This is a genomic window from Bacillus sp. UMB0728 (assembly GCF_002858875.1).
Lineage (GTDB): Bacteria > Bacillota > Bacilli > Bacillales > Cytobacillaceae > Bacillus_AB > Bacillus_AB infantis.
The window spans coordinates 306,694-319,466 of sequence record NZ_PKLA01000002.1; the positions used below are offsets into that span (position 1 = coordinate 306,694).

The following is a 12,773-nucleotide window of genomic DNA, read 5'->3' on the forward strand; positions in this document are numbered from 1 at the left end:
TATTTCCCCGGAAACCTAGCCTTTTAGTACCTGCTGAATCACCCGGTTTGTCAGGTTAGGGACAATTTCAAGTGAATACTTCATTTCCATGCGCTCCAGTTTCTTATGGGCATCCAGTCCGTACGGCCCAATATTGATGACAGGCACATTCAGCTCGCGGATGTCGCTGTATTCGACATAATGCTTTGTGCCCCAGCCAGGGTTATTGTCAGTTACAGCACTGATTCCTGCTTCATCATCGCTGAGCGCTATAAAGCTCATATCTGATATATAAGGGAAAAAATTCTTGGCGATGATTGGATGAGGATAGGAAGGCTGGATTTCTTCCACTGCCTGATCCAAGGCATCTATAAGCCTTCTTTCATCCTCTGTTTTCCCGGACAGCTCAATTCTCGGCGAGTATAAAGAAGAGTAGAAGAGTATCATCGCCGGGCTTTTATCCTTCATCCATTTCCAGGCCTCTTCCACGACTCTCGCGGCATACATCCTTGTATCCAGTTCCTTATCAAGGAGAAGCTCTTCTTTAAAAGCGTCCATATGGGCTATATAGCCCTGCCCGTATTCTTCCATAAGCATCCGGTGCATTTCTTCATACGTATAGATGCGAGGCTGCCAAGGCAGCTCGGCATATGGTTCCCCGCTTAATTCGGCAAATTGCCTGTTCCGCTGCTCAAAGGAAGAGAGCGCATTGCTAAAGGCAATATGCGCTTGCTCCCTCAGCTTCTCGAGTACTTCCTTTGGGGACCAGGAATGAATAAAGAAATTATAATAGACATAGGCACTTAATGCAGTCTGTACCGTATAAGAAGGCTTCAGGTCTGTCTGCTTCAGTGAAACCGGAGGAACGGTCGTTTCCCCAAGCGCCTCATTGCTTAGTTCCGGGTTGTAGCTGATCTGCCTTGTCAGTTCTGCAGCAAGGAAATTCGGATCGAGCCCTTCAAAGCAGGAGCCGACATGTGTTTCAGCACCTGTTATGAAGAAAGAGGGGAGGAGCTTCCCAACCGTTCCTTTGTAGATATACCTGTTTGTATCTCCCTCAAATCGGGGGGAGACAAAGTCTGCATTGATGGCAGCAGCATAATGGAACTTATGCTCATCCTTCCATTTCTTCAAGGTCTTCAAAGCAGACAGGACTCCATGTGAACCGTCCTCTTCATCACATTCTGCAAGAAAGACGAGATTTCCTTCTAATTCTTCCGGATGCTCAGAATAGTATTTTAAAAGATAAAGATGGCTTGCAAGACCGCTCTTCATATCAAGCACGCCTCTGCCAAACATCCAGTCTCCGGATTCAAGCTGCTCCTTTGCTCCGGAAGGGAGTTCTTCCATCCTGAACAGGTCTGCAAGCTGATCCGGGTCGCATGCTGCATCGCGGAGCTGATTGAAATCATCGATTCCGACAGTATCCATATGGCCCATCAGAATGACTGTACGGCTGCTTTTCCTTTTAGTTCCTTTCACAAAAGCCAGTACATTATACCGTTCCAATTCATCATCTATCGTTTGCTCTATAACGAGCTGTCCACTGTTCTCCGTAAAATAGGGAAACGAGGATAAGAGTGTATATAAAGAATGGGCGATCACCTTCTCGCCATTTGTATTCACTATGCTTTCAATGTTGACCAGCTGTTTTGTAAAGGCCAAAGTTTCTTCGCGGCAATTAAGCATCTCCATCAAGCTCTCCTTTTGTCTAGTAAACTGTTAATGTATTAAAATTATCCTATTTTTGGAACGGTCGTCAAGAGGACTGTTTTTACTGATGAACATTCTTGCAAGGTGAGGGGGAATGATTTTTAAAGAGATTAATAAGAGAGAAAATAGATTGAAAACAAATTTGTATACTTGTTTACTTTCATGTTTGCAAAAGAAAACAATATTGTAAACTTGCAAATAAAATGCATACAAGATGTTTATAAAAATGTTTACAAGTTTACAAAGTTGTTTAGATGCTGTTGTTTCAATGTTTTTAGATATTGAGGTGAAGTTTGCGTAATGTTTACAATCTAACATTTATATTACTTTATATGAAACTCATTGAATATTTTCCAAATATTAATTAAGCTTAAGATAATTGCTTGTACGATAAGCAAGGTACAATGTGAAAGGAATGGTAGATTTGAAAAACCCGAGAATAGCAGCAGTAGACGTAGGCAATGATTCGCTGAAAGCCTTATTCGGAAAATTGGATTATGAATTGAATATACCGAATGTCATTGCAAGGGATGTTGCGGACAGACCGGTAATCGGCATAGAAGAATTAGACAGCAAAGAACCTTTGGACGGGATTCATGTTAAAGTTCATTCCCCAGCATTAAAAGACAATAATGCAATCTATCGTGTAGGAACACTGGCGACTAAAAGCGACAATGCTTCCGAGCTTGATCCCGGCAGCAGCAAATCTGAAGAGGACCAGACGCTTGTTATGCTTTTTGTTTCACTTGCCCTTGATGCGGTAAGGGAAGAGAACGCTGGTTTATTCCCGAAAAATAACAATATAATCGATACTAATTACATCCTGGGCACAGGGCTCCCTCTTCGTGAAGTGAAGGAAGGGAAAGATGCGGGCTACCGCTCGAAGCTGCTTGGGTCAGTGCACCAGGTAGAATTCCTGGTTACGCCTAAATACCAGGGCATCAAAGTCAATCTGAAATTCAGCGATGTAAAGGTTTATCCTGAAGGATTCGCGGCATTCATCAATCTTGTAATGGATAACGACCTGAACATTATTAATAAAGAACTGATCGATAAGCGTATCCTCATCCAGGATATCGGGGGCCTATCTACAGATATCGCTGTCATCAAAAACCGCACAGTTGATGATGACAAGGCGCAGGGCTTCAACCTGGGTGTATCGGAATCATTGGAAATGATCCGTGAGGAAATCAGATCCAAGCATGGCGTTGAGCTGGACAGCCGGCGCGATGTGGTGGAGATCATCACCAAGAAAAATGACCGCAACCATATCATGGTTAAAGGAAGCAGGACAAGCGTTCATGACATCACTGACCGCATCTTGTTCGACCTTGCCAAAAAGCAGTACCGCCTGCTCCGCAATGTCTGGCAGAAGAATTCACAGACGGAGATCTGCTACTTCGTGGGCGGAGGATCTGCTGTATTGAAGGAATATATCAAATCACTGAACAACAGCCTTGATGGATATAATATCGACTTCTTTGAGGATGAAAAAGAGAGCATCTGGATGATGGCAAATGCTTATTACAAGCTGGTTGCCGACCATTTGAAGAGAACATCCAAGCCGGACAAGCAGGATGAGAAGAAGCCAGTAAAAGCATAAAATAAGGTGGTAACATGACAAAATCTTCATCCAAGGGGATCGAAAGAGGCCAGACGATTGCGTTTCGTGTACCTTCTGATACCCCGGATTACTTAGTTAAACAGCTGCAAAAGCTTAAAGAAGCTGAAAAAAGGAATTTTTCCAGCAGGATTGCCGACTATGTCATGCAGGGTGTCAGCCAATCAGTCAAACAGGAACAGGAAACAGTTACAATTCCGCTGCCGAAGGCGCTCAGCAAGATGCAGCGCGACTGGCTTAAGCACGAGCACTCCGAAGCCCTTCTCGGCAGCATCATCTACCAGCTGATCACAGACCCGGTACGGTCTGCTGCGCTGCTTGCCAGCCTGAACAGCAAATCGACCGATATTGATGAAGCTCTCTATCTGCAAGAGCGGAAGGAAAGGGAAGAGAAGCCGGTCTATCAGGCGGATGTTCCACCTCCCTCCCCTCCTGTGCAGGAAGTAGAGGATGCAATACCTGCGTACACAGATGGTGCTGATGACGATCTGGATGATATTGATTGGTCAAGTGTACAAATAGACCGTTCGGCTGAAAACGAGGACCAGGAAGAAGAAAGCATGGAAGACCTTCTTGGTGATTTTCTTGCTCATATGAATAAATAGGATGAAGAAAGAGACAGGCGCACAATGGCCTGTCTCTTTTATTACCAATAGGATTCTGGTAGGGCGGGCGAATGCTGATCTTATCTAATCAACCAATTCGCCTACCCAGTCATTCAAATCTTCTTCGCTCATTTCCCCTTCATACACTCTGGCGATTTTCCCTGAAGAATCTATAAAGAAGCTGGACGGGATCTTATAAACATCGTACATGCTTTCTACTGCATTGTTCTTATCTAGTAGGATTTGAAAGTCTATTCCGAGTTGCTCTTTTAAGTTTTTTACTGATATTTCTGGTTCGCTCAGATTGACTGCCAGCACCTCAAACCCGTCATCCTTAAATTCTTCATAAGTGGACTGGATTGCGGGCATTTCATTTTTGCAGGGTGCGCACCAGGTGGCGAAAAAGTTGATCAAGACGGGCTTTCCGTTGTACTCGCTTAATTTTGTCTTCCCGCCATCCAGTGCTTGAAGCGCAAAGTCAGGAGCTTTTTCATTGAGCATAGCTTTTGTGCCGGATTCTTTTAAGAAAAAATTCTGGTACAAAGTGTATCCTGCTGCAAACAATAAAACCAATAAAATGATCGACCTCATTACTAGTCTGTGTGTCTTTTTCGCTTTCATAAATCCTCCAATCTAAAACAGATGGTATTAATTAGTGTAACATTTCCTGTAAGGGGATATATGGAAAAATGTTATTGTTTTTTGACAATTTCAAACAGCCTGGTCTGGGGAAGGCCGGTGGTTTGATGGGTCTCAAGTCTTTTTTTCAACAGCTAAAATCATCTGTCCATGCGTTAATTGAGGGTCAATGAGGGTAAATTACCTATAAATACCTAAAAGGCTCAAGGAGGCCACAGAATGACATACGATTGCATTATCATCGGCGGAGGGATTGCAGGCCTGCAGGCTGCGATTCAGTTGGGAAGGTATAAACACAGGGTGCTGGTTGTGGACTCAAACCATGGCAGGTCAACCATCTGCAAAAGCTATCATAATATCCTCGGGTATCCTGATGGGGTGAGCGGCCAGGAGCTCAGGGACATCGGGCGGTCTCATGCAGAAAAGCTTGGAGTGGAATTTAAGCTGGGAAAAGCAGAGAAGGCGGAGAAAAAGGGAAGCGGGTTTAAAATTACGCTTGAGGACGGGGGACAGCTTGAGTCCGAAAGGCTGCTTTTATCAACGGGGGTGATGGACAGGATTCCGGAATTTCCTAATCTTTATCCAACGCTCGGCGTAAGTGTGTATGTATGTCCGGACTGCGACGGTTATGAAATTAAAGATAAAAGGACAATTGTAATCGGCTCTGGTAACCCTGGGGCCAATATGGCTGTTACACTTTCCTACTGGACAGACGAACTGGTCTTTATCAATCATGAGAAAAAGGAAGTCAGCCAAGAGCTGATGGACAAATTGCGCGAGCTGAATATTGAATACATGGAAGAATCGATTGCGGAAGCTATAGCTGACGGGCCGAACATCCAGGGATTTTTGCTTGAGAATGGCAAGAGAGTTATGGGAGAGCGGGGCTTTACGGCTTTTGGAGGAAATGAAGTCAAGTCAGACCTGGCAAAGCAGCTGGGGGTGGAAAGGCTTGAAAATAAGCATATAAATGTTGATTCGCGTTCCAAGATGACTAACGTCAAGAATGTATGGGCTGCAGGAGATGTGGTTGCCCATTCAGAACAAGTGACCATTGCAATGGGAGACGGATCCCAGGCGGCGATTTGGATTCATAAGTCCATCCTGGCGGAGGAAAATAAATAATGCATAAAAGGCGCACCCTGATTTTTTCTGAATAACAGGGTGAAGTGCAACCGTGGAAAAACAACTTAAATAGCATGTTAAATCATATATGATTTAGCATGCTATTTTTTATTGCTGTAAAACCGTTTATGGCAATTTTATTGGAAATTAAGACTGTTATGAGCGTACCTAAATGGAAAGACGGCGAAAGAAAATAAGCGGAGATTTTCCGGTTAAATTTAGAATGGAGCTCGTTGCGGGCTAAATAAGGGGAGGTTTTCCGGTTATGCCGAGCAAAATCTCCCATTTTAATGTTTTTTGAGTTGTTAGACGGAATTTCTCCGTCTATTCGAGTTGTTTTCGATGCAAATTTCGAAATAAGCAGAATTTCTCCGTCTATTTATCAGATCGGGTATCAAGAATTATATAAAAAAACATGATGATACTTTGCTAATCACCATGTTTTTACTGCGTGATTTGTTTTTGCACTCCAAAAGAGATCCTGTTGGGTTTCTTCTGAGTGTTCATTATAATGAACACTCCGGATGCCGCTGTGCTTTCCGGGTGGACACCATACATACAATGCCCGCTTTATGCATAGATTGTATAATCACGTCTATTTCTGCATCCGGTACACCCGGTATCCCAGTCGTTCGGCATAGATGGCAAGCAGCTTTTGGTGCTCAATCAGTATATGCTCGTATTTGGGATTAACAAGATGCGGGTTGGCGATTTCCGGCTGCTGGTCCCATGGCGAGTTGATGATTTCAGTATAAATGGAATTGGCAGCTACCGTCCTTGGGGACCGGAAACCTTCTGATGTATAAGTCTGCAGCCATTCACCCTCTGTCAGCAGTCGCTTGATGCTGTATACACTCTGGATTTGGTTTTTCTCCTGGGGATTCAATGGCTCCTCAGCTGTCATTTCGAGGTCAAGGAATATCCCGCCTGGTTTGAGAACCCGTTTAATTTCTTTCAAAGATTGCTCAATATTGGTAAAAATAATGACAGATTCGGCGATAATATAGTCAAAGCTATTATCAGCAAAAGATAAATTCTCAATGTTTTCCCTAAGGGCATTGACTGCCAGGCCTTCGTGGGCAAATCTTTTCTTTGCCTGGCCGATCATCAGAGGATGACGGTCGATCGCCGTCACCTGGCAATTGAAAGTTTTGGCTATGAAGGCAGCTGTCTGCCCGGTGCCGCAGCCTGCATCAAGCACCTTTGCCTTGCCTGAGAGCTGTTCCATTCCCAAAACTCTTTTCGTCAAAGCCAAACCGCCCGGGTGAGCGCCGCCCATTCCGAAAAAAGCAAGGGCATCCTGATATGATGGCTTCATATTTCCGGTATCCCTCCTGTTCCGTTCTGCTGTGCCATACAGTATATGGATAAAAAGGATGCAAAGTCACAAAAATAATGGTAAGATAATGTTTCATTACAGAGTTAATAGGGTAAAGGATTTGTTTCCCTTTCTTTCGCTGTGATGGATTATTAGCTTATTTGCAAAGAAAGGTGTAAGAATGGCGAATAAAAGGCTTGAACTAATCGTTGATGAGCTTCTTGAAAAAGCAGGGAGCACGGCCGTTGTCGTTTTGGAGGATTATTTCGGGGGAAACCGTTTTGCGGGTGGCAAATACAGCATGGGGACCCATACCATTACATTATATATAGAGGAAATTAAAAAGCAGTGCCTGCAGATTTTTTCCTCGCTTGATCATTTTGAAGAGTATTTTGCAGTCGTTTGCGCACATGAAATCGGCCATGCCGAAGACCGGGAGCTCGGGGAGCTTGCAGACCGTTTTGACCTTGCAGCCACTTCAGTGGAAAGAAACCAGCTAGCTCTCCTTATTGAAGAAAATGCTTGGGAATTTGCTGAAAAACTATTGGGGCATATTAATATTGCTTTTGTAAAAACCATCATCTATCATTCGCTTCAGCCCTATATGGAGCTGCTTGAGGCAGAAGCCGCTGAAGCTGTGTAGGCCGGCATCCAGGAGGATGACCGGTTTTTTGCTGGCATTTTTCTTATAATGATTCTTCAAAGGGTCACATTTTCCTATACAGTCAATCTACTTTCATATTGATTAAATTCTATGTAAGCGTTACACTACATATAGATGTATGCGTTTTTTTTTTTTGCATTTTAATGCAAACGTTTGCGCATACAAACATTAATTTACTTGAGGGTGTTCATATGAAAAAAATCTGGTGGAAAGAAGCAGTAGGCTATCAAATATATCCCCGCAGCTTTCAGGATTCGAATGGAGACGGAATCGGCGATCTTCAGGGAATCATTGAAAGGCTTGATTATGTAAAGGATCTGGGCATTGATGTGATCTGGATCTGTCCTGTTTATAAGTCGCCGAACGATGACAACGGCTATGATATTTCCGATTATCAGGACATCATGGAAGATTTCGGAACGATGGCCGATTTCGACAGGCTGCTCGAAGAGGTCCATCAGCGCGGCATGAAGCTGATCATTGATCTGGTCCTCAATCATACGAGCGATGAGCATCCATGGTTCATAGAATCACGGTCTTCCGAAACCTCGCCAAAGCGGGACTGGTACATTTGGCGCGACGGCAAACAGGGTGCTGAACCGAATAACTGGGAAAGCATCTTCGGAGGCTCTGCTTGGGAATGGGATGAATTGACTCAGCAATATTTCCTCCATGTGTTCTCAAGAAGGCAGCCGGACTTGAATTGGGAGAACAGCGAAGTCCGCGAGGCGCTTTATGATGTAGTGAACTGGTGGCTGGAAAAAGGAATCGATGGCTTCAGGATCGATGCCATCAGCCATATCAAGAAACGTCCCGGCATGCCTGACCTGCCGAATCCGGAAAATAAGAAGTATGTTTCTTCCTTCGATATGCATATGAACCAGGAAGGCATCCATGAGTTCCTTCAGGAGTTCAAGGAAAAGACATATGCAAACTATGACAGCATGTCTGTCGGCGAAGCAAACGGCGTCACTGTGGACGAGGCAGACTTATGGGTAGGCTCTGAAAACGGAAAGATGGATATGATCTTCCAATTTGAGCATCTTGGTCTGTGGGATGCGGAAACAAATCCTGAGCTGGATATTGTCGAGCTGAAAAAAGTGCTGACCCGCTGGCAGAAGGGCCTTGAAAAAGACGGCTGGAATGCATTATTCATTGAAAACCATGATAAGCCGCGTGTTGTATCAACATGGGGCAATGACCAGGAGTTCTGGCGGGAAAGCGCCACCTCGATGGCTGCAATGTATTTCCTGATGCAGGGGACGCCTTTCATCTACCAGGGCCAGGAGATCGGGATGACGAATGTCCAGTTCCCTTCCATTGACGATTATGACGATGTGGCCGTAAAGAATCTTTACAAGCTTAAAATAGAAGAAGGCAAGAGCCACCAGGAAATCATGGAGATCATCTGGGCCTCATCCCGCGACAACAGCCGGACACCTATGCAGTGGGACAGCACAGCCAATGCCGGCTTCAGCAGCGGCAGTCCCTGGATGAAGGTGAACAGCAATTACACAAACATCAATGTTGAAAAGCAGGAAAAGGATGAAGAATCCATTCTGTCTTTCTATAAAAAAATGATTTCTCTGAAAAAAGCCAATGAAGTCTTTACCTATGGACAATACGATTTGCTGCTTGAAGATGACAAGCAGATCTATGCCTATACACGCAATTTGGAAGACGATCAGGTTATCGTCATCACCAATCTGTCCGCTAAAGAAGCCGTCTTTACAAGCGGCTTCGCCTTAAAACCTGAGAATCTGCTCCTGAACAACTATCCGGCAGCAGAAGCAGAAGGGAAAAGCGTTACTTTGAAGCCTTATGAGGCGCGGGTATACCGTATTTAGGTGACAGGCACCTATACCACTACTAGACACCAGCTGCAGCCCCCAATCCCATCCGGGACGGGGGTTTTTGGTTTATAACGGTGACAGGCACCTATACCACTTTTATACACTTGAACCTCCTTAATTCCCGATCAGAGGACAAAGTCTTTTGTTTGCCAGACAGGCACGTGTCGCTCATCTTAACAATTTCTTTGCACAAAGTAGATAAAGCTTTAAATATTGCTTTTTATACTAAAGATGTAAAGCCTTATTTGCTAGTTTGCGTGTAGATCATCATGACGGATCCTATGGTAGTGGAAAGAAGCACCAATATCATTCGAGGGGGTAAATCATGTACGTTAGCAAAGCCATCATTCCAGCAGCCGGTCTGGGGACCAGATTCCTGCCGGCAACAAAAGCCCAGCCCAAAGAAATGCTGCCGATCGCCGGCAAGCCTGCCATCCAATATATCGTTGAGGAGGCGGCTGCCTCGGGGATCGAAGATATCATCATTATCAGCGGGCGGGGAAAAAGGGCGATCGAGGATCATTTTGATAAATCCTATGAGCTTGAAGAAACGCTGGCCAAACAGAACAGGCATGAGCTCTTGGAGGCGGTTGAAGCTGTCTCGAACCTCGCCAGCATTCATTATGTCAGGCAGAAAGAGCCGAAGGGGCTGGGAGATGCGATCTATTGCGCGCGCAGCTATATAGGTGATGAACCCTTTGCCGTTATGCTGGGAGATGATGTGGTCCAGGGGGAACGCCCTTGCCTGTCAGAACTGCTGCAGGCCCACCAGCAATATGGCGGCACAGTAGTAGGAGTACAGGAGGTCGCTGCTGAAGAACTATGCAAATATGGAGTAGTGGAACCGGAAAAATTTATCGACAGGCAGCTCATGAAGCTCAAAAGCCTTGTGGAAAAACCTCCTAAAGGGCTGGAGCCCTCCAGCTATGCCTTAATGGGGCGCTATATTCTCCCGCCCGAAATATTCTCTATCCTGGAAACTCTCCCGGCGGGTGCCAATAAGGAAGTCCAGCTGACAGACGCTATCCGGTTTTTAGCAGGGATCACACCTGTGTATGGAGTGGTGCTGTCAGGCAGCCGCTATGATATCGGCGACAGGATGGGATTTTTAAAAGCGAACATTGAGATGGCTATGCTGCAGGCTGACATAAGGACAGATCTGATCGTTTACCTTGAAAAGATGCTAATGAACCGGCAGGGAGCCGCTCTATGAATATAACCATAGCCGGAACAGGATATGTGGGGCTGGTGACAGGTGTCTGCCTTGCAGAGAAAGGGCATATGGTCATATGCTATGACCATGATGAAGAGAAAACAGCCGCCCTCTCTGCCGGGGTTCCTTTAATTTATGAACCTGGATTAGAGGCAATGCTTGACCGGAATATGAAAGAAGGAAAGCTTGCCTTCACTTCTGATCCGGAAATTGCCTATAGAAATCCTGAATGCATCTTTCTTGCAGTCGGAACACCGGAAAAAGAGGATGGCTCTGCAGATCTTAGTTTTATCTACAGTGCGTGCGGGATGATTGCCGATAAACTTGGACATGAGACGGTCATTGCCATCAAAAGTACAGTTCCGGCCGGGACCAATGAAAAGCTTCGGGTTTTCTTTAAACAGAATCTCTCCATCCCGGTCCATATGGTCTCGAATCCTGAATTCCTGCGTGAAGGATCAGGAATCAGGGATACCTTCCAGGCCGATCGAATCATCATTGGATCAGACAGCCTGAAGGCAGCAAGAACAGTTGAAGAAATCTATGGACCATTTTCTGTGCCTATTATCCATATGGATGCCAAAAGTGCGGAGCTGGCCAAATACGCTTCAAATGCCTTCCTGGCAGCCAAAATCAGCTTTATTAATGAAATGGCTCACTTGTGCGAAAGATTGGGGGTTAATATTGATGATGTAGCAGCAGGAATGGGGCTGGATAAGCGCATAGGCAGCCGGTTTCTCCAAGCGGGAGCAGGATTTGGGGGATCCTGCTTCCCGAAGGATACAAAAGCGCTGGGCATGATGGCGGAGGAACATCAATATGAATTCCGGATCCTGAAAGCCCTTATGGAAGTTAATGCGATACAAAAGAAAGTGCTGCTGCACAAAGCCAAAAGCATCATGCCTTTGGCCGGGAAGAATGCAGCTGTATTAGGGCTGGCCTTTAAGCCGAATACAGATGATATCCGTGAAGCTCCTTCCATTGAACTGATCCGGGATCTTGTGGATGAAGGGGCCAGCGTCTCGGTCTATGATCCAATAGCATCCAGCAGGGCTAAGGGGGTCCTGCCTGACAGTGTTCATTTCGCGGCATCCATTCATGAGGCCATCCATGGAAAAGATCTGGCCTTCATCACTACCGAATGGGCTGAAATTTGCCGCTTCCCGCTCAGCGCCTACAAAGAATTCATGAGAGATCCCCTCGTCCTGGACGGAAGGAACTGTTATACACTGCAGGAAGCAGAATCCGCAAATATCCGCTACATCTCCATCGGCCGTCCCGAATGCCCGGCCAGAAGTGCAGTATTCTGGTGACAGGCACCTATACCACCACTAGACCAGTTTCCAAAAGAACCTTCCCGCAGCGGAAGGTTTTTTTCTGTTTCACAGGTGCCTGGAACCCATTGGAGATGCTACTATAAAGGAAAAACGCCAGGAGGGAAATAGCAATGGCACAGGGAAAAACGAATGCAATGAGACTGCTGGATGCAGCAAAGCTGGAGTACAATTCATTATCCTATGACAGCAAGGACGGCAAGATTGACGGCGTTTCGGTTGCCGGGAAAATTGGCAGGGACCCGGAACTGGTCTATAAAACACTGGTCGCCCAGGCCGGCAGGAATGTCTATGTTTTTATTATTCCGGTGGAAGCTGAGCTGGACCTCAAAAAAGCTGCGAAGGCGGCAGGCGAGAAAAAAGTTGAGATGATTCCTGTGAAGGACATTCAAAAGCTTACCGGCTATATCCGCGGCGGCTGCTCGCCAGTCGGCATGAAAAAGCTGTATCCGACTTTTATCGATTCACAGGGGGAGCAGCTTGAAAGCATCATCGTCAGCGGCGGGAAGATCGGCCTCCAAATCGAACTGGCTCCTGAGAGGCTGAAGGAATTGATTGAAGCCGAATGGAAGGACCTTGTAAAAGAATAGCAATATCCAAAAGCCTCTGCACGATAGGGGGCTTTTTATTTTGTCCCTAAAAAAAGTACATCCTCCACCGGCAATTTTCTGCACCTGGGCGTTCACCCATCATGATGTCCCGGCATACA

General features: G+C 45.6%; 11 protein-coding genes. 8 read left to right on the plus strand and 3 right to left on the minus strand.

Features of this window, described 5'->3' with window-relative positions; translation table 11 throughout:
* Positions 1–15 precede the first annotated feature (15 nt).
* Positions 16–1,668 (minus strand): M20/M25/M40 family metallo-hydrolase, encoded by a 1,653-nt coding sequence (locus CYJ37_RS07320; RefSeq protein ID WP_101549648.1) that lies wholly within the window; start codon positions 1,666–1,668, stop codon positions 16–18.
* A gap of 448 nt (positions 1,669–2,116) precedes the next feature.
* On the opposite strand from CYJ37_RS07320, the gene CYJ37_RS07325 reads away from it, so the two are divergent.
* Complete coding sequence (locus tag CYJ37_RS07325) at positions 2,117–3,295, plus strand: ParM/StbA family protein (RefSeq protein ID WP_087944255.1); 1,179 nt, start codon at positions 2,117–2,119, stop codon at positions 3,293–3,295.
* Between the two features lie 14 nt (positions 3,296–3,309).
* Positions 3,310–3,918, plus strand: coding sequence for a hypothetical protein (locus tag CYJ37_RS07330; RefSeq protein WP_101548819.1), 609 nt, complete (start codon positions 3,310–3,312; stop codon positions 3,916–3,918).
* Between the two features lie 84 nt (positions 3,919–4,002).
* Here the strand turns inward: CYJ37_RS07330 and resA are convergent, their stop codons facing one another.
* Positions 4,003–4,539 carry a thiol-disulfide oxidoreductase ResA gene (gene resA / locus CYJ37_RS07335; protein ID WP_101548821.1) on the minus strand — a complete coding sequence of 179 codons (537 nt, stop codon included), beginning with the start codon at positions 4,537–4,539 and terminating at the stop codon, positions 4,003–4,005.
* Between the two features lie 237 nt (positions 4,540–4,776).
* Between resA and CYJ37_RS07340 the strand changes: the two genes are divergently transcribed.
* A complete protein-coding gene (locus tag CYJ37_RS07340) occupies positions 4,777–5,682 on the plus strand; it encodes an NAD(P)/FAD-dependent oxidoreductase (protein WP_009794382.1) in 906 nt (301 codons plus the stop codon).
* 595 nt (positions 5,683–6,277) lie between these two features.
* Here CYJ37_RS07340 and CYJ37_RS07345 read toward each other — a convergent pair.
* Positions 6,278–7,000 (minus strand): class I SAM-dependent methyltransferase, encoded by a 723-nt coding sequence (locus tag CYJ37_RS07345; protein WP_009794381.1) that lies wholly within the window; start codon positions 6,998–7,000, stop codon positions 6,278–6,280.
* A gap of 181 nt (positions 7,001–7,181) precedes the next feature.
* Between CYJ37_RS07345 and CYJ37_RS07350 the strand changes: the two genes are divergently transcribed.
* The 5 genes from CYJ37_RS07350 to ybaK all read left to right on the plus strand — a co-directional run bounded on the left by CYJ37_RS07350 (position 7,182) and on the right by ybaK (position 12,654).
* Positions 7,182–7,643, plus strand: a complete 462-nt coding sequence (locus CYJ37_RS07350) for a hypothetical protein (protein ID WP_009794380.1) — start codon at positions 7,182–7,184, stop codon at positions 7,641–7,643.
* A gap of 212 nt (positions 7,644–7,855) precedes the next feature.
* Complete coding sequence (locus tag CYJ37_RS07355) at positions 7,856–9,511, plus strand: glycoside hydrolase family 13 protein (protein WP_101548823.1); 1,656 nt, start codon at positions 7,856–7,858, stop codon at positions 9,509–9,511.
* Between the two features lie 331 nt (positions 9,512–9,842).
* The gene (gene galU, locus CYJ37_RS07360; RefSeq protein ID WP_101548825.1) at positions 9,843–10,730 is read left to right on the plus strand and encodes a UTP--glucose-1-phosphate uridylyltransferase GalU; all 888 of its coding nucleotides are present in this window, start codon (positions 9,843–9,845) and stop codon (positions 10,728–10,730) included.
* A complete protein-coding gene (locus CYJ37_RS07365) occupies positions 10,727–12,043 on the plus strand; it encodes a UDP-glucose dehydrogenase family protein (RefSeq protein WP_101548827.1) in 1,317 nt (438 codons plus the stop codon). Before galU ends, CYJ37_RS07365 begins: the two co-directional genes overlap by 4 nt.
* A gap of 134 nt (positions 12,044–12,177) precedes the next feature.
* The gene (gene ybaK / locus CYJ37_RS07370) at positions 12,178–12,654 is read left to right on the plus strand and encodes a Cys-tRNA(Pro) deacylase (RefSeq protein ID WP_009794376.1); all 477 of its coding nucleotides are present in this window, start codon (positions 12,178–12,180) and stop codon (positions 12,652–12,654) included.
* The last annotated feature ends 119 nt before the right edge of the window (positions 12,655–12,773 follow it).